The sequence below is a fragment of the Methylobacterium carpenticola genome, assembly GCF_042748905.1.
GTDB lineage: Bacteria > Pseudomonadota > Alphaproteobacteria > Rhizobiales > Beijerinckiaceae > Methylobacterium > Methylobacterium carpenticola.
On the sequence record NZ_JBHZEO010000001.1, the window covers coordinates 264,632 to 281,470 of the forward strand.

General features: G+C 64.6%; 16 protein-coding genes, 1 pseudogene and 1 riboswitch. Of the genes and pseudogenes, 10 read left to right on the top strand and 7 right to left on the bottom strand.

Going from position 1 to position 16,839, the window contains the following annotated elements; genetic code table 11:
• Positions 1–64 precede the first annotated feature (64 nt).
• Both ACE101_RS01430 and ACE101_RS01435 read right to left on the bottom strand, forming a co-directional pair.
• Positions 65–1,516: a PepSY domain-containing protein gene (locus ACE101_RS01430; protein ID WP_379125744.1), complete on the bottom strand. Its 1,452-nt coding sequence runs from the start codon at positions 1,514–1,516 to the stop codon at positions 65–67.
• A gap of 6 nt (positions 1,517–1,522) precedes the next feature.
• Positions 1,523–3,601, bottom strand: a complete 2,079-nt coding sequence (locus tag ACE101_RS01435) for a TonB-dependent receptor (protein ID WP_379125745.1) — start codon at positions 3,599–3,601, stop codon at positions 1,523–1,525.
• Between the two features lie 247 nt (positions 3,602–3,848).
• Positions 3,849–4,044, bottom strand: a riboswitch (cobalamin riboswitch).
• A 305-nt stretch (positions 4,045–4,349) separates the two neighbouring features.
• Here ACE101_RS01435 and ACE101_RS01440 point away from each other — a divergent pair.
• A complete protein-coding gene (locus ACE101_RS01440; protein ID WP_379125747.1) occupies positions 4,350–4,484 on the top strand; it encodes a hypothetical protein in 135 nt (44 codons plus the stop codon).
• 327 nt (positions 4,485–4,811) lie between these two features.
• Here the strand turns inward: ACE101_RS01440 and ACE101_RS01445 are convergent, their stop codons facing one another.
• The 3 genes from ACE101_RS01445 to ACE101_RS01455 form a co-directional block, all read right to left on the bottom strand.
• A complete protein-coding gene (locus ACE101_RS01445) occupies positions 4,812–5,420 on the bottom strand; it encodes a Crp/Fnr family transcriptional regulator (protein WP_379138421.1) in 609 nt (202 codons plus the stop codon).
• A gap of 272 nt (positions 5,421–5,692) precedes the next feature.
• Positions 5,693–5,950, bottom strand: coding sequence for a hypothetical protein (locus tag ACE101_RS01450; protein ID WP_379125748.1), 258 nt, complete (start codon positions 5,948–5,950; stop codon positions 5,693–5,695).
• Positions 5,951–5,959: 9 nt separating this feature from the next.
• Positions 5,960–6,340 (bottom strand): hypothetical protein, encoded by a 381-nt coding sequence (locus ACE101_RS01455; protein ID WP_379125749.1) that lies wholly within the window; start codon positions 6,338–6,340, stop codon positions 5,960–5,962.
• 119 nt (positions 6,341–6,459) lie between these two features.
• Between ACE101_RS01455 and ACE101_RS01460 the strand changes: the two genes are divergently transcribed.
• Positions 6,460–6,684 carry a hypothetical protein gene (locus tag ACE101_RS01460; protein ID WP_379125750.1) on the top strand — a complete coding sequence of 75 codons (225 nt, stop codon included), beginning with the start codon at positions 6,460–6,462 and terminating at the stop codon, positions 6,682–6,684.
• A 1,172-nt stretch (positions 6,685–7,856) separates the two neighbouring features.
• Positions 7,857–8,861, top strand: coding sequence for an IS481 family transposase (locus tag ACE101_RS01465; protein WP_379125751.1), 1,005 nt, complete (start codon positions 7,857–7,859; stop codon positions 8,859–8,861).
• A gap of 534 nt (positions 8,862–9,395) precedes the next feature.
• Here the strand turns inward: ACE101_RS01465 and ACE101_RS01470 are convergent.
• Positions 9,396–9,815: a Ros/MucR family transcriptional regulator gene (locus ACE101_RS01470; protein ID WP_379125752.1), complete on the bottom strand. Its 420-nt coding sequence runs from the start codon at positions 9,813–9,815 to the stop codon at positions 9,396–9,398.
• Between the two features lie 549 nt (positions 9,816–10,364).
• Between ACE101_RS01470 and ACE101_RS01475 the strand changes: the two genes are divergently transcribed.
• From ACE101_RS01475 to ACE101_RS01485, 3 genes are all read left to right on the top strand, one after another.
• Positions 10,365–11,120 carry an SDR family oxidoreductase gene (locus ACE101_RS01475; RefSeq protein WP_379125753.1) on the top strand — a complete coding sequence of 252 codons (756 nt, stop codon included), beginning with the start codon at positions 10,365–10,367 and terminating at the stop codon, positions 11,118–11,120.
• Between the two features lie 35 nt (positions 11,121–11,155).
• Positions 11,156–11,581 carry a cupin domain-containing protein gene (locus tag ACE101_RS01480; protein ID WP_379125754.1) on the top strand — a complete coding sequence of 142 codons (426 nt, stop codon included), beginning with the start codon at positions 11,156–11,158 and terminating at the stop codon, positions 11,579–11,581.
• 80 nt (positions 11,582–11,661) lie between these two features.
• Positions 11,662–12,549 (top strand): sensor histidine kinase, encoded by an 888-nt coding sequence (locus tag ACE101_RS01485; RefSeq protein ID WP_379125755.1) that lies wholly within the window; start codon positions 11,662–11,664, stop codon positions 12,547–12,549.
• Positions 12,550–13,304: 755 nt separating this feature from the next.
• On the opposite strand, the gene ACE101_RS01490 is transcribed toward ACE101_RS01485, so the two are convergent.
• Positions 13,305–14,780: a VapE domain-containing protein gene (locus ACE101_RS01490; protein ID WP_379125756.1), complete on the bottom strand. Its 1,476-nt coding sequence runs from the start codon at positions 14,778–14,780 to the stop codon at positions 13,305–13,307.
• A 202-nt stretch (positions 14,781–14,982) separates the two neighbouring features.
• On the opposite strand from ACE101_RS01490, the gene ACE101_RS01495 reads away from it, so the two are divergent.
• The 4 genes and pseudogenes from ACE101_RS01495 to ACE101_RS01510 form a co-directional block, all read left to right on the top strand.
• A complete protein-coding gene (locus ACE101_RS01495) occupies positions 14,983–15,654 on the top strand; it encodes a hypothetical protein (RefSeq protein ID WP_379125757.1) in 672 nt (223 codons plus the stop codon).
• A gap of 258 nt (positions 15,655–15,912) precedes the next feature.
• Complete coding sequence (locus tag ACE101_RS01500; RefSeq protein WP_379125758.1) at positions 15,913–16,074, top strand: hypothetical protein; 162 nt, start codon at positions 15,913–15,915, stop codon at positions 16,072–16,074.
• Positions 16,075–16,076: 2 nt separating this feature from the next.
• Entirely contained in the window at positions 16,077–16,502 is a 426-nt protein-coding gene (locus ACE101_RS01505; RefSeq protein ID WP_379125759.1) for a hypothetical protein, read from the top strand.
• Positions 16,503–16,513: 11 nt separating this feature from the next.
• A pseudogene (locus ACE101_RS01510) lies at positions 16,514–16,786 on the top strand (MFS transporter); the annotation flags it as partial.
• Positions 16,787–16,839: the final 53 nt, after the last annotated feature.

The following is a 16,839-nucleotide window of genomic DNA, read 5'->3' on the forward strand; positions in this document are numbered from 1 at the left end:
CGCGGGCCGAACACAATGATGTCGCTTTCTACTGACCCGGCGGATACCGCTGCACGACCCAATACTAGCGCAATCGCCGCCAGCCGATCACGACCCCGGAAACCGAGATGACCAAACCGGCGGCCGAGAGGAGCCAGACCACGGCGTCCCAGGCCGGTCGCCGGCTCAGCAGGAACAGGAAGTCGAAGCTATGCGGCGCGTTGAATAGCCACCGGTATACCCGTGAGGAGCGATCTGCCCGTCCGAGGATCTCGCCCGTGACAGGATCGATGTGGAACCACGTTGCGTCCGGATCGTCGAACTTCACGCGCAGCACTGGAAGGCGGCGCTGTTGGTGATGGGAGTACCAGTAGGCATCCTCCTCGGTCAGCAGCACCGTCTCGGTGATTGAAGCCTCTGGCAGCAGCCGCCGGGCCGCCTCTGCGATCCTCACACTTTCACCATCCACGGCACCTGACACCGGCGAGCAGCAGACGACCGGCGGGTCCTCTCGGCAGGTGAGGACGGCGCGAGCCTGCCCCGTCTGCCAGCCGAACCGCACCTCGGCGAGGGCACGGCACGCGGCGGTACGAACCCGATCCAGGTCCAGGTTGAAGCGAGGCTCGACCACCCCCGCGTAGCGCTCCAGCATCGCCTGCGTGGGCGCGCGCGGACCAAACCAGCGGTTCGGGTTCATCGACAGCCAGCCGCTGACGATGAAGGTCACGAGCGTCAGGCCGCCGACCAATCCGCCGAGATGGTGCCATACGGCCCAGCCGCGGTAAGGGGAGATCAAACCGGACGCGTAGCGTCGCCGAACCCGCACGCGCAGCAACCCGACCCACAAGCCGGTGATCGCCCCCACGATGGCAACCCCGGAGACCCAGAGCACCACGTCCCGCCACAGCTCCGCCTGCGCCCGCAGCGGCGTAACGTAGATCCAGTGTGGGATCGCGCCGAGCCAGTTCCAGAACCGCTCCTGCCCGGAGGTGTCGAGGGCGATCTGGCCGGTTCGGGCCGACACGTAGAGCCTCGTGCCGTGAGGGTCACCGAGGGCCACGAGGTGGAACGGCCGCAGCGCGTTGTAACGCGCGGTCACCGACCACTGGTCGCGATCGACAGCGCCAAGGAGCTGGGGCCGCACCGCGCGAGGATCATGCCTGGCGACGGCGAGCGCCACCTCTGCCTCGATATTGGTGACCGATCGGCCATCTGCCGCCGAGACGGTGTGCTGTCCGCCATCCCAGGCCACGATCCGGTAAACGGGCTCCCGGTCGAGCATCGCCAGGCGGAGCTCGCGCGGGAAGCGGGTTTGCCCGGCCGCGCTGAGAGCGGCCTCGGGGGAGAGGGTGACACGATCCCACGCGAGACCCGGCAGGGCTGCGCGCCGCTCGGCTTCGGTCAGGGCCGGAAAGCCGACGTACATCATCACCACGCCGGACACGAACCAGATCACGAACAGCAGGCAGGTGGCGATCCCGAGCCAGCGGTGGCCAAGGTACAGCCACCGCTTCAGGCGCTTCACGACCCGGCGCATCGCAGCTCAGAACGCAATGTTGTAGGCCACCTCGACCGAACGAGGGCGGCCCAGCAGCCAGTAGGTGGACCCGCCCGTGACCGGGTAGATCGTGTCGAGCAGGTTGTAGACTCGCACGCTGAAGCGCGAGGTGTCCGTGACGCGGTAGTCGAGGCTCGCGTTCACGACCTCGTAGGCTGGCCGCCGCACGGTGTTGGCGAAGTCGCTGAAGGTTTCTCCGACAAATTGCACGCCGGCCCGCGCCTCCCAGCGTGGCGCGAAAGCCCAGGACAGCCAGAGATTGGCCACGCGCTCCGGCACGTTGATCGGCTGCTTGCCTGCGAAGTTGACCGCAACGCCGCCAACCGCCTGTTGGAAATCGTCGTACTGCGCGTGCAGCAGGGCGAGGTTGCCTTCGATGCGCCAGTTCTCCCACAGACCGAGAGATACGAAGGCCTCGACCCCGTGCGAAGACTGGCTGCCGACCTGGATCGCCACGGTCGGGCGCTGAGGGTCGACGGTGAGCAGGTTGTCCTTCTTGATCCGGTAGCCTGCGAGCGTGAACTCGCCCCGGCCGCCCCAGAACACCTGCTTGTAACCGACCTCGACCTGCTCGCCGGTCGAGAGTTCGAAGTCCTTCTGTGCGAGTGACAGCGTGATGAGCGAGTTCACCGGATCGACGGCCGTGGCGTAGCTCGCGTAGAGCGAGCTGTCGGGCATCGGGTTGAAGACGACGCCGAACCGGTAGCTGACCGCACTAAAATCCTTGGTGAAGTTGGCGGACGGGTTGCGCAGATCCTCGCGGCGGACGGTCGGGGCATCGTAGCGCACGCCGGCGATCAAGGAGAGCTGATCCGTGACGATCAGCCGGTCCTCTGCGAACAGCGAGTACTGGTCTGAGGTGGTGGCGTAGCCGGGACTGGTTCCATTCACCCGAAGGAAGATACCAGGCGAGAAGACGTAAGGATTGACGGTGCTCACGCCGCCGTAGGGCGAGTTGTTGGTGTGCAGGAAGTCGATGTGGTTGACATCGAAGCCGACCACGAACTCGTTCTTGAACCCGAACAGATTGCCGCGGAATGCAGCATCGAAGCGGTTGCCGATCTGCTCCTGGTCGTGGAAGATCTCGATGTAGTCGGAGCGCCGGATCAGGCCGGTCGCCGGCACGAAGGCGTAGGTCTCGACGTCACGCCAGCGGCGGTTCGAGGTGAGATGATAGGCGGTGTTGCGGATAGTCACGTCCGCACTGGGGGTCCACTCGGTCTTGAGCTGAGTCCAGTTGTCCTTGAAGATGATCCGGCTGTCATCGACGTTGTAGTTGTTGAACCGGGTGCGTGGATCGACACGCCCGCCGATCAGCGGGGTGCCGAAGTAGCGCAGCGGCTCCTGGTAGCCGTAATCGTGCGAGAGCGTGAAGGCGAGGTCGGGCGTGGCCTGGAACAGCAGCGCGCCGGAGATCGCGAGGTTGGAGAACTCGCCGTTCTGCCGCAGCCAGCCGTCGGCCTGGTTGCCGCTCACGTTGAGGCGGTAGAACAGGTTCTCGCTGACCGGACCGCCCGAGTCGATGGCGAGGCGCTTGATGCCGTCGGAGCCTACCGCGGCGCGGGCCTCATTGATCGGAACGAGGGTCGGCTTCTTGGGCACCACGTTGATGATGCCGCCGATGGCGCCGTCACCGTAGAGCACGGAGGCCGGACCACGCAGCACCTCGATGCGGTCGACGTTCCAGGTGTCGAACGGATACGTGATGGTGCCAGCGCCGACGTAGAGCCGGGTGCCGTCGTAGAGCTGCATCACCGAGTTGACGCCGGCAAAGCCGCGGGCGGTGTAGGAGCCGAAGCCGTTGCCGGGCGCGCCGATCGTGGTGATGCCGGTGGCATTCTGGGTGACGGCCTCCTGCACCGTCTCCTGCCCGCGCTCGCGGATCTTCTGGCCGGAGATGATCTCGATGCTGGCCGGCGTCTCCAGCGGCGAGAGGTCGAGGCGGCTGCCGCTGCGGTTCGGCGTGGCAAGATTGAGCCCGGCTGGCGCGGCCGTGTAGGGGGTGGGTGCCAGCAGGTTCACGCCCGACCTCTGGCCTGCGACCGTGATCTGGTCGAGGGCCATCACGCTTCCGCCGGATGCCGGTGCCTGCTCCTGGGCATGCGTGCCCACTGGAGTGAAGATCGCAGCAGCGGTCGACAGGAGCAGCGCCGCCTTCACGCGCGCGCACGGCGGAGAAACAGCCTGGGGGAAGAGCGAGAACACGGGCGAGCCTCGGGCAACGGCAGTGGCACGTCACCGCGAGCAAGGTCGGGCGGGCGCGATGGCCCGCTTCGACACCCGTCAGGACACCCCGCCCGACGCGTTTCGCGTGTGACCACGGCTGACGGCAGGTCTCCTGGCTCACGGGTCAGGGCCTGCCATCGTCTTCCCGGGTGAGGCACCCAGTGACGCTGGTGATGGCAGGCTCGCCGCTTACAGTTGCGGGGGCAGCCGCGGCTTGGGGCATGAACCCGCACCGCGTTCCCTTTTGATCCCCGAGGGGAACCGTCCTGATCTGTGTTGCAGTCGGGTGTCTGACGGTCAACGGCATCCCGTAAGATCTGCTGGTGTGTGCCCCGCAGGGCACATCGCATTGATGTCCAGAAAACGACGGGACACTGCTGGCGAATTCCGGTGGGCGTGCACGATGTCGGGGAAGGGCAAGTCGGCTGGGAAGCGGTCGGTGCTGATGACCACGCTGCGGTGGCAGTCTGGCACGTAGCAGAACACGGCCGCTGTGGTATCGCCCTGCGCGCGCAAACTGCCGATCGTGGGCGGGGCGATCTCCCGGCCCTGGCGGTCGTAGGCACGGCGGGGATTGCGGCGTGTCATGCTCGCAGCAGTAGGCTCGGCGCGTTGCGCGATGATGGCGTGCGCGGACTACTCGGCCATCGCCGAGCGGACGTGGCCGACGAAGTTCGAGATGCGCACGCCGCGCTACACGACGCCGCTGCCGAGGTGCTGATGATCATGGCTGGCTCTGCACATGCGGTCGATCACAGCAGGGCGAGTAGACTGAAATTCAGTGTAAAAGTCAGGATTTGATCTGTCGGACAGTGTCAGGTTGAGGCGCGATCAAGGGGAGAGTAGTGCTCCTGCAGCAAGCCATTTTCGGCCTGAAAACCTCTGGCTTGGTTCGGTCAGGCGGTCAGGCCCCGAAGCCGCGAAGCGGTGCGCCGCAGGCGCAGGGCTTGACGGCGTGACCGCACGCCAAGCCATCCTCGGTCGGGCTGAAGGGAAGTGAGGCTGACACTGTCTGTCTAATCAAGTTCAGGATTTTACAATTGCAGGCTCATGATGCTGCCGACTTGTCCAAGTGCAGGTAGGCGGGGTCGAAGTCAGCCACCGCCACCAGCCTCTTCCAGTTCAATATCTCCAGTGAACGCCCCTGCCAGCTGATCAGCTGCTCCGCACGCAGGGTCTGCAGCGAACGGTTGACGTGCACCGTCGAGAGCCCGACTGCGTCGCCTACATCGGCTTGTGTGAGCGGGAACTCGCAGCGGTGATCCTTGGCCAAGCCGGTGGCGCTTAGCCTGACGTACGTCTCGCAGAAAAGGTGGGCGATACGGCCCAGCGCACCGCGACGACCCAGCCCGATCACCCGCTGCTGGTAGATCTGCGCGTCGATCAGTGTCTCTCGCCAGAGTGCCGCTGCAATCGTGGGGCGAGCAGCTATCAAAGTACGAAAGGCCTCGTGCGGGATGCAGGCGACTCTAGCGTGGGTCAGGGTAGCCAGAGCGCAATCTGTTGCGTGCAGGTACAAGGCATGCAGGTCGGGTACTTCGCCCGGAACATGCAACGAGAGGATCTGCCGCCTGCTGTCGCGCAACACCTTGCAGCGGATGAGCCAGCCCTCCACCAAAAGGTAGCAGTTGGACGGGCGGTTGCCTTCCTGAGTCAGATCCTAGCGTGCCCAGAGCACCTTCTCGTGGAAAGGCAGGCGTTCAAGAGCCAGTCGATCCTCGTCCGAGAGATTGGTGTTGCTCTCCAGTTTGCGGATCATTCGAGATGAGGGCGAGATCGATGACGCACTCATAGACCACCCACAGTGCAGGGACGTGGCGCGTTCTCTCCGATCAGATGGGCGCGAGAACGCGGAGGGGCGTGAACTGGTCGACCACCGATCAGATATTAGCGTCGCCTGTTCATCTCTGCCAACCTCGGCTGAACGACTTAAGCTACCCTCGCCAGCAGGATCGCCGTCCGGACCGCATTGCGGCGCGCTGCCTCGCTCATCTCCTCGTCTGCCAGCACGTCGGTGGCCCAGCGGTTGGCCAGCACAGCCGCAGTGATGTCGAGGGTGATGCCGTCTGCGATCTGTCGCGGGCCGAGTGTAGGGTCCGCGAGGTAGCCAGAGACAGCCGCGTTCAAGTCTTCATCGCTCACGAGGTTCGCCTTCAGGAGTTCGCCGAGAGTGCGTTGGTCAGCCATCGGGCCGATCTAGCGCGCGAACTCCCAGACGGGGATGCCCCGGTGGTGGACCGGTTGCTCCTTGTAGACGGTCCAGATGTGCTTGCGCATGCGCTCGGCCGTGACCTCGTGCACGGGGTAGGAGCACGGGATCAGCACGCCGCACCAGTCGCCGCGGATCGCGCCTGACTTCGGGTGCACGCTGAACAAGGTGAGGGTGTCCCACCCAAATGCATCGGCCTGGGGCCCGAACTCGTCCACGAAGCGGCGGGCGTTGGTCAGGGTCGTGATCCACTCCTCCGGCTTCAGCCCGGGACAGGGCGGCTGGCCAGGCGAGAGGCTGGCGAGGCCCTGGCTCCAGGCCAGGACAGTGGGCGAGAGGGTGGTGTCGAGGAGAGCTGCAGCGGTCATGTCCGCCAGCTACGGCCGCCAGCTGGCGCGAGGGTGTCAGGACGTTCTCAGCACAGCAGCCGTCTCGCCGGCTCCAAGGGCGCTGGTGGCGCGTTGCCTCCGGTGTCGAGGGTCGCGCCATGATCGACTACCTTGACGAAGCTGCCGACCTGGTACGGGCCGACCTGCACATTGCCGAGGGCGAACAGCGCATGCTCGACCTCGCCGGGAGCATCGAGCGGAGCCGCACCGCTGGGTGGGACACCACAGTGGCCGAGAAGACGGTCCATCTGATGCACGAAACGATGGAGCAGTGGTGGATCCACCGGCAGCTGATCGCAGCCACCCTCACGCGGCGTGGATGATCAAACGATGCCGCGTAGACCCCCTCGGAGAGAGGTGCGGGCCGGGCGCGTGCTGGTGTCGAGATCCCAGGCGCCCGACCCGCAGATGACGCTGTCCGCCTGCGCAAACCGAGAGGAGAGCGAGCAGCACCATGCGCCCTGTGTCGCGTCGATCGTGCGGGCTGTCGCTCACCCAGGTTGAGCGTAGCGTTGCGGGCCGGGCGCCCCCCGGGAAGATCCTTCCACCCGGCCCGCTGTGAGCCGCCCGTGCACCGAACCGGCAGGATGGTCACGAGCAGCACCACAAGCGACGTGTCGCCCAGAGCGCCGCCGGCCGTCCCTTACAAAGATAAACGTGGCTGCGCGAGCCTGGCACGTGTTGGTGCTGAGGCCCCATGCGCCCGACCCGCTGTCCCGCGTCGGGGGGGGGCCGGCCGGCACGGAACACGGGCAGCCTCGCACGACCCGCGAGGGGGTTCCCCCACAAAGAGCAGGGAAGTCCAATCACCAGTTGGCGCGCCGTTCGGGTAGTCCTACAGACTGTTCGATATCCATCCGCACTCTGTACACTGTATGTCCCGCCAACTTGATCAAATAGGACACGAGTTCGATCTAGCTCAACACGAGTGAGCGGGGGTTGCAGCACGAGCCGGGTGTCACAAGGGAGGGGTCCGACACCCGGCCCGCTGTCCCGCAGCAGGAGCGGGTGGACAGTGCGGAACGGGGAGAGCCTCGCACAGCCCATGGGGCGGCTCCCTGACCAAGATCAGGACAGGAGGTGCAGCACGGGCCGGGCATCCTCGCTGTTTGGGAGAAGGGTTCAGGCGCCCGGCCCGCCGTTCCGCAAGGAGCAGAGTGCGGAACGGTTGGAGCCTCGCACGAGCCGCGGGCCTGTTCCCCCACAAAGATCAGGGCAGTACAGCCGCCCGCCCGCGCGGCCCCGCCGGAGGCCGATCAACTGAGCCTCGATTGTGGGCCGGCGCAGGGCGCCCACGAGGACTTCCGAACTGTGAGGTTCGACGACATCGTTTCAACCTCGCCGTCCGCGCTCCCGGCTGATCTGGCATCCTGATTGCTGGTTCTGCTGTGGAGCTGTGGGCAGCGCGGCACGCGCTGTCCATCAGATCCCCAGCTAGGAGATGTTCGGTCCCGCAGTGTGGTGGTACGACTGCTGCCGCATGGAGGGACGCGCTATGGGACAGGTTCTCCACGGCAGCGCCACGACGACTGAGACGGTCCGTCGGGCAATCCAAGCTCGTCAAGAAAGCGTGAGAGCCGCCGCCAAGCGCTACGGGGTCAGCCCCACCACCGTGCAGAAGTGGCGCTCCCGCCAGACCAGCAGCGATGCCCGGATGGGCCCGAAGGAGCCCCGCTCCAGCGTGCTGAGCCTGGAGGACGAGGCGGTCATCGTCGCCTTCCGGCGCCACACCCTTCTGCCGCTGGACGACTGCCTCTACGCGCTCCAGCCGACCCTCCCGCACCTGACCCGCTCCAGCCTGCACCGCTGTCTGCAGCGTCACGGCATCAGCCGACTGCCCGATGTCGATGGCGACAAGCCCAAGCGGTCGCGCTTCAAGGCCTACCCGATCGGCTATTTTCACATCGATATCGCCCAGGTCAGCACCGAACAGGGCAAGCTCCACCTGTTCGTGGCCATCGATCGCACCAGCAAGTTTGCTTTCGTTCAACTCCACGAGAAGGCGACCCAGCGGATCGCCGCGGCCTTTCTGCACGACCTCGTCGCGGCGGTGCCCTACACGATCCACACGGTCCTCACCGACAACGGCATCCAGTTCACCGACAACCGGCCGGTGGACGAGGAGGCCGAGGCCGCAGCGGCAGCCTATTGGGCCGCACGCGATGAGCCGCGCATCTATCGCTGGCATTCGTTCGCGTGGGCCTGCGAGCAGACCAGGATCGAGCATCGCCTGACCAAGCCGCGCTGTCCGTGGACGAATGGCCAAGTTGAGAGGATGAACCGCACCATCAAGGACGCCACGGTCAAGCGCTACCACTACGCCAGCCACGACGAGCTGCGGCAGCACCTGCAGCTGTTCGTCGATGCCTACAACTACGGCCGTCGGTTGAAGACCCTGCGCGGCCTCACGCCCTACGAGTTTATCTGCCAGACCTGGACGAAAGAGCCCGAACGCTTCAGGCTCGACCCGTCACACCACATCCCGGGACCGAACATCTAGTGCGGAGCCGATACAGAGTTGGCCAAGGCCATTCTGGGATGATTGGAGTTCCACGCCCGGAACGGCGACGCCGGCGTCGTCTGCTGGCGCTGCAGCAGCGGTCGGCGGCTCAGAGCCACCGGCCCAGGTGAAACGATCTCGCCAGACCCTACAGCTGATCCCGCAGCAGGTCGCAGCCGACCTTCAGGCTCAGCTCACCAACGAGCTTCAGGCGGCCCAGAAGCTCCGTCCTGTCTCGGCCCGACCACCACGCCCATAATCGCTCTTACGCGACTCCGCCGCCCTCGCGCGCACGAGCCGGATTGTCTCGCGGCGGGCCCTCACATGGGCCGCGCTGTCGGCCCCAGGCATCCTGCGGACTGGGGGATCCACGCCATGTCCGCACTGATCGTGATGCTCGCCGGTGCCGCCGGTGCCCTGGCGCTCGTCGCCGCCGCTCATCCGCGCGCCGAGCGCCTCTGGATCCGTCGGGTACGGTGATGAGCGGGCAGCGGCTGGACTGACAGGACATCTCCAGCCGCTGCTAGCCCGTGATCAGGCGGCCTGCTTCTGCCGCGGCTGCCGCGCCCGGCCGAGGCCGATGGTCTTGGCCAGCTCGGAGCGCTGCGCCGCGTAGTTCGGTGCTACCATCGGGTAGTCGTGCGGCAGGCCCCACTTCTGGCGGTACTGGTCCGGGGTGAGGCCATGCTTCGCCAAGTGGCGCTTCAGCGACTTGTAGGGCCGCCCGTCCTCCAGGCTGATGAGGTAGTCCGGCGTCACCGTCTTCTTGATCGGCATCAGCGGCGTGAGCGGAGCGGGCTCGGCCGCCCGTGGTGCGCCTAGGGCCGCGACGGCGCGGTGCACGTCCGCGATGAGCTGGCCGAGCTGCGCGGCCGGCACGACATTGTTCGACACGTAGGCGGCGACGATGTCGGCCGCCAAAGCGATTCGTTCGGATTTGCTTTCGTTGTCCACCGAGGCACCTTGATACTTTTCACTCAAGACATGTTGCTTGGCATTCCAACGCAGACAACAGTTGACCCCTGATGTCAACGCGCGTGTGCATCGCCAGTAGGCGCAGCCGTTGATCTGGGACGCCCGGAGCTTGACGAGGCCGACCACGGTCCCGTCCAGGCCGCTCGCCCGTATGCGCCCTCCACCTAGATCATCGCCTTCACGGTGAGGGGCGCAAGCGCAAATGTGTTCGTGGTGCGGGGTGTCATGGCCGAGCCATTCTCCTGTTGCCGAAGTAGACGAGACGTCACGTGCGCATGCGAGATCGGCTGAACTTTTTCTGCCGCTCCTTGCCCTACTGCCGGGTTCACGCTGGCGCTCGACCTCTGGACTGATCCCGACCGTACCTGGCTGGCCTTGGCAGAAGGCAAACAACAAGGTTTCACTCTGACCTCGAAGCCGCCTCGATGGGAATTCGAGAAAATTTCCTGGACCATGTCACATCCAGGATCCTTGCCTCGTCTCGCCATCGACGCCGCCCCGAGCGGCTGTTGAGCGAGAGCAGGCGAGATGAAGATCGTAGTTGTCGGGGGCAGTGGCCTCATCGGGTCGAAGACCGTCGCAAGGCTGCAGAAGGCGGGCCACGACGTGGTGGCCGCCTCGCCGAATTCGGGTGTGAACACGCTCTCCGGCGAGGGCCTTGCAGAGGCCCTCCGTGAGGCGGAGGTCGTGGTCGACGTGGCGAACTCGCCATCCTTCGCTGACGAGGACGTGATGGCCTTCTTCACGACCTCGGGCCGCAATCTGATCGCGGCGGAAACAGAGGCGGGTGTCCAGCACCACGTGGCCCTGTCAGTCGTCGGCACCGCGCGTCTCCAGGAGAGCGGGTACTTTCGAGGCAAGCAGGCGCAGGAAGACCTGATCCGCGCCGCTGGCCTGCCCTACACCATCGTGCAGGCGACGCAGTTCTTCGAGTTCCTGGGCGGGATCGCATCTTCGGCCGCCACGGATGGCACGATCCACCTGCCGCCAGCCGCCATCCAGCCCATGTCGTCCGACGACGTGGCGGCGGCTGTCGCAGAGGCCGCTGTCGCTTCTCCCGTCAACGGCGTCATCGAGATCGCTGGTCCCGAGCGCTTCCGGCTCGACGAACTCGTCCGACGCTACCTCGAGGCAAAGAACGACGCGCGAGCCGTCGTTACGGATCCCGCAGCTCGCTACTTCGGCGCCCGCTTGGACGACGCTTCGCTTGTGCCTGCGGCCGCTGCGCGCCTCGGCATCATCCACTTCGGCGACTGGCTCGCCGCATCCGCCGGACGCGCGTGACCACCTGCTCCCTCCCGAGATACCGAAAGGAACGAATGATGCGATCTCATGCACTCACCGCTGTTCTGGCAATGGCCGTTATTGCTGCGGGTCCGCTCCGAACGTCCGCGGCGGAACATGAAAATCCACGCTCGAAAGTGACGCTCGTGTACGATCAGCCGCTTCCTAACGTACCAGGAAAGAGCATGAAGGGTGCGCTGGTCGAATACGCGCCGGGCGGCTCTTCGGCAGTTCACCGTCATCCAGCCTCCGCTTTCATCTACGCGACTGTTTTGGAGGGGGCGGTCGTCAGTCAGGTGAACGACGGACCCGAAATCACCTATGAGGCCGGGCAGAACTTCTCGGAGAATCCCGGTGATCGTCACGGCGTCAGACGCAACGCCAGCACGTCCGCACACGCCAAACTCCTCGCCATCTTCGTCGTCGTCAGCGACGTCAAGGACTTGGTCCTTCCGTACTGATGGCGGCTCATGGAGACGGCCTACATCTCGGCCCTGACCTGGCCCGACCGGCTGCTATGGCGCTTGAGGAGCGAGCCGCGATGCATCATCCCTCTGGCCGAGCGCAGCCGGCATGGAAAACTCTGGATGGGCACGAGGTGACGAAATTGACGATTGCCGCTGCGGACGGACCCGCAGCCGGTGAGGCCATCGTGCGCGCCGAGGCGGCTCGCCGCGGGATGGTGCGCCTGCTGGCAGTCGCCGGCCATGACCTCAAGCAGCCTCTCCAAGTCGCCCTTATCTCCATCGAGCGCGCCGTTTTCGACGGCGTGGAGCCGCGCGCGGCCGGCCGCCTCGCGATGGCTATCGACGCACTCCAGCGCCTCGGTCGCGAACTCGACGAACTTGCACGGTCGGCCCTGGCCGGCGGCCCGTCACCCCGGATTCAGGCGGTGCCACTCGCCCCCTTGCTCGCCCAAGCGCAGGCAGAGTGGCAGGTCCACGCGGACCATCGCGGGGTGCGGTTGCACGTCCAGCCGACGAGCCTGTGTGCACGCACCGATGCATCCATGCTCGCCACCATCCTGCGCAATCTGGTCGGCAACGCCATCGCCTACGTCCGTCCTGGGGGGCAGGTGGTGCTCGGCTGCCGGCGCCGGGGCGGAAACATCGTGCTCGAGGTGCACGACAATGGGCCGGGCATCGCGCCCGAGCGGCTCGAGAGCCTGTTCGAGGCAGGGGACAGAGGCGGACGCCGCGATGGCACGGGCCTGGGTCTCGGCCTCTACATCGTGCGCGAGACCGCGCGGGCCCTCGGCCACCCGGTCCGCGTGCGGTCGCGAATCGGCCGTGGTTCGACCTTCGGCGTGACTCTGCAGCCCTCGGACCGCGTGACGGCGCCCGTCGCTGAAGCGCCGGATGACCTTGACGGCGGCCTGCGCCAAACGACAGGTTCTCTGAGAAGCGTGGCGCAACTCGGGGCCGCCTGATCACGCTGACCGCAGCCAACGAGGTCCGCGCCGGGGCATCGTGAGTCAGCAGGAGAAAGCTTCCAGGGCGGTCGGCCAGCGCGTCGCCGTTCTCACACGATCCCTTTGAAGCAATCAGATGTCCGAAGAAGGTCCGCAACCGGACATTCCCGACGCGCCCCGCGCATGGCCGTTTCGGGTCAGCAGCGTGGATTGCGCCCGCACGTTCGGAACGTCCGAGCGGGGTCGAAAGCGACTCCTCGCACGGTCAAGCTAATGGGATTTTTGCCATAGACGATAGTCGTTCAAAGAGATCGCGGCGTTGCTCGATCTCGGCGCCGCTCGGTTCGCCCGATCATGAAAAAAGCCCCAGGCTCGTCGCCGAGGGTTTGGAGTGTATTATGTTGGATTGATCACGTTATAGCAAGATCATCCATGCACTGCCATATGTCTGTTCGCCTTTGTTCTTCCGAATTACTAGCGATGGGCTTGCGCCGGGATTTGAGGTTGTGCGTGTCGCGGGCGAATTCGCGGCTATTCGGCAGGGTGCAACTCTTGAGGGAAGAAGAATTCGAATTAATTGAGGAGAGCAGGACAGGAAGACAGATTGGACACTAGGACCACCAATTTGCACGTCTCTATTATTTTTATTCTGGTTTTTCTCAGGACTGAAATAACCACTATCCTACTGTCATTACTGTCATATCTGATGTCAAATAGAGAGGGGAGATGCCGAAATCGAGCCATGACAGCTCCATGACACCTCCCCTCAATTCTTACCCTTTGAAAGCGTAGAGCACGCGCCCACCCACCTTCCCGAGCCACGAGAAGCGCTTGTTCTGGCCCGTATTCTCCAGCCGGCGCATCTCCAGACCCCACTCGGTGATGTTGGTCTTCATGTGGCCGGGATAGAACTCGTCCTCGAACTCGCGGTACAGGCTGTAGATTACGCTGGCCTGGATGCGGCCGTTGTCGAGGCAGCGCTTGAACTCGTCGCTGGTCTCGGGCCTGAACTCCTCCAGCCAGTGCTCGACGCGACCCTTCTCGCGCGCCTCCTCCTGGGCTTCAGCGAGCAAGCCCTTGAACGGGGCGATCGGATCAGCACCCTCGATGTCCACGCAACGCCACAGCAGAAGCCAGTCGATCTGATTCATGAACTCCCAATCGGGCTCGTTCGAGAACAGCAGGGCGACGAAGCGGCGGATGCCGGTCGGATCCTTGATCAACTGCGCGAGTTCTTTGTTTGAGCATCCGATGAACGTCGCGTTCTGCTTGATCGTCACCTGGGTGTTGGTGCGCATCGGTCGGCGCGTGAGAACTTCGGACGTGATCGCGTTCTTGACGGTGTCCACGTTAGCCTTCGAGGCGTAGCCCATCTCGTCGATGAACAGGATGTAGCTCTTCCAGATGTCGATGTTGCGTTCGTCCTCGATCATCTTAAAATCCACGCCGAGCACCAGTTCCTCGATGGCGGCGAGCATGGCGCGCACAAAGGTCGTCTTACCCTTTCCCTGGGTGCCGGTGATCACGGGCATCAGGTGGTCCTTGACCTTCAGGCCGCGGATCTTGCGCTTCACCTGGTGCATGAACTTCTTCAGCACCGCGACGACGAAGTTCGCCGGGCAGTCCTCGGAGACGACGAAGAGCTTGTTGGCCACTTCGAGCCATAGGGCTTCGGCCTTGAGGCGTTCCCGGGTCGTCAGCGGACCGCGGATGTCAAAGTACAGTTCTTGCAGGCGCTGGCGCTGGCTGACCGTGATCCACTGATTAACGGCGTCGGTGATGCGTTCGCTCGGCGCCGGCAGCTTGTGAATGTCAGCGATCAGGCGCAGCTTGCGGCAGAACTCATCGACGTTCTCGTCCTTCGGGTTCTGAAAGAATGCCTCCTCTTCCAGCAGTTCAACGGTGAGGTCGTCGCTGATGCCCTCGCGCTCCAGCATCGGCATCTTGTCGTTCAGGATGAGCCCGTTGTAGAGCACGCTCATCTTGTCGCGCTTGACGATGGTGGCGACGAGTTCGGTGGCGTTGTGCGGCACGGCTCCGAGGTCGGCCTTGATCCGGGAGCACCGCAGCGCCTTCTCGAAGTCCTTGACGGTCCAATCCAGGCGGCTGGCGTTCTGCTTGATCCAGGCCCGCACTTGGCCATTCGGGTCGTCGCACCCGTTAAGGGAATCGGCGATGAAGAGGGCGTTGGGGATCGGCAGGTTCTGAATTAGAATTTGGTTGAGGAACTGAAGCAGTTCATCGATCATATGATCGCGGCTGTCCGCCGCTGTGTTTTCTAGCGTTTGAATCACAAATTGCTCCAACAATGAATCGCACCCGAAAAGGGCGGGCAGGCTAGTTAGAAGCCCGCGTCCAGGATTAAGCACGAGGGCCGTGAACACGTCAAAATGAAATTGCTCGTGCTCTGCGGGCTGGATACAGTAGGTTCATTCTTTAGTGAGATTCATTGTGTCCAAGAACAAATTTAAGCGTCGCCGTATAATCTTTCATCGCCAGATGTTGCCGGGTGGTCAGTCGGGCTGGTCGGACTGTCCCCTCACCGACCTGGGCCGTCCGGGCAAGGGCATCAAGAAGGCGTGGGTTCCGCTGTCGGCAGCTGGTTCGAGCCGCCCTGGGTGGGCTGAGAAGCCGGGCTTCGGCAAGTTGTACTACGACTACGCCTTCCCGATGGACTCGGCGCACGCGCATCCGAGCGTGCTCAAGTACGTCAATCACGACGCGACCGCCTTGCTGATGCACCCAGACACGGTGCCGATCGGCAAGCGCAAGCTCTACCCGAACACCCATGTGCTGGGCCACGCGTGGCTGGCTCCGGACCGGGGCATCCTCCAGCCGTACCTTGAGATCCGAAAGGAGCACGTAGGCGAGTTGGTCGAGCGTGCGGCCGAGTTGGGTATCTCGATCGACGAGGGCGCCGACATCTGTTCGGCGGCCTGGAACAAGTCGGACCGGGTCCACGTGATGGTGCCGCACACGAGCGGCATGAACTACGCGGCCTGGGAGAAGAAGATGTGGGAGGACGATCCCGACTGGCAGGCGGACGAGCCGAACCCGGATTGGGACAAGCATGCCTGGGACTACGACGCGTTCTGGCCCGCGGCGCGCATCCAGTGGGCGTAACGCGGGTCTCACCCAGGTGACCCATCCGACCCAGGCGGCCCAGGAGGCGGTTCGCCGAGACCGGTGGCCTTCTTGAAGGCTCGAGTCAGACGGGTGATGACCTCGCTCAGGTCAGCGCTCTTACGGCTCCCGGGCTTGCCGTCCTCGTCCTTAGGCGACTCCTCCAGCACCCTATGCGCTACCACGAAAGTTTGCCCCTCAATGATCCACGAACAGAAAGACCGCGTGATCTCGTCCCTTCAGGACCACATTGGACGCATGAAGGCGCAGCAAGAGGCCGACATGGCCGCGATCCCGCGCCGCATCGCCGCCCTCAACAGAGAGATCAGCAAGCTCAAGCGCATCGAGGCCGTCGCACGGCCGAGCTACGACGTCGTGGGCCTGACGCAGAAGATCAAGATCAACAAGGCGGTCTCGTGATCATGACCAACTTCGCCAAGACCGAGCGCAACCGATTCTACCCGCGCTACCTCGACATCGACACCTTCGCACACCCCGTGGACCACGGTGTAGTCGAAATGCAGCCGCGGTGGATCGACGACACTACCCTTCAGCTCGCCGTGTCGATCGGCTATTCGACCCAAGAGGTCTACCACCAGCGCTGCGTCTCGCTGAAGAAGTCGTGCCCCGGCCTAGCCGAAGCGCTCAAGTGGTGCGCCCAACGGCGCATGGGCGCCAAGACCGTGATGGTCCGGGATCCCGACGCACCCTCACCCGAGACCCGCGAGTGGCTCGACGCCCACGATGAGGACGGCCGGGTCGGCTCACCCTGGTACAAGACCTACTCGCACCGGCTCGTGTTCAAGAACCCCAATCACGCCTTCGAGTTCAAGATGAGCTGGCTATGACCACCGGTTGACCGCTGCCGTGGATCTTCGGCAGCCGCTCGGCCGGCCTGCTGGTCTCCGGGCTGGTTTCGCCACGAATCGGTCGCGCCATCGACCAAGCTGGCGGCCGGCCGGTCCTGGCGTTGGCCTGGGTGGTGCTGGCGCTCGGGCTCGCGCCCCATGTGCCGGCGTTATTTCTCAGAAGGCCGACCGGCGCAGGCATGAACGCGGGCCTGTACGACGCAGCCTTCGCCACCCTCGGGCGGCTCTACGACGCGAGCGCGCGGCCGGCGATCACGACGCTGGGCGAAGAGGAGCTCAGCGACGCCCGTGGGACTATGCTCGCAGATTTGAAAGC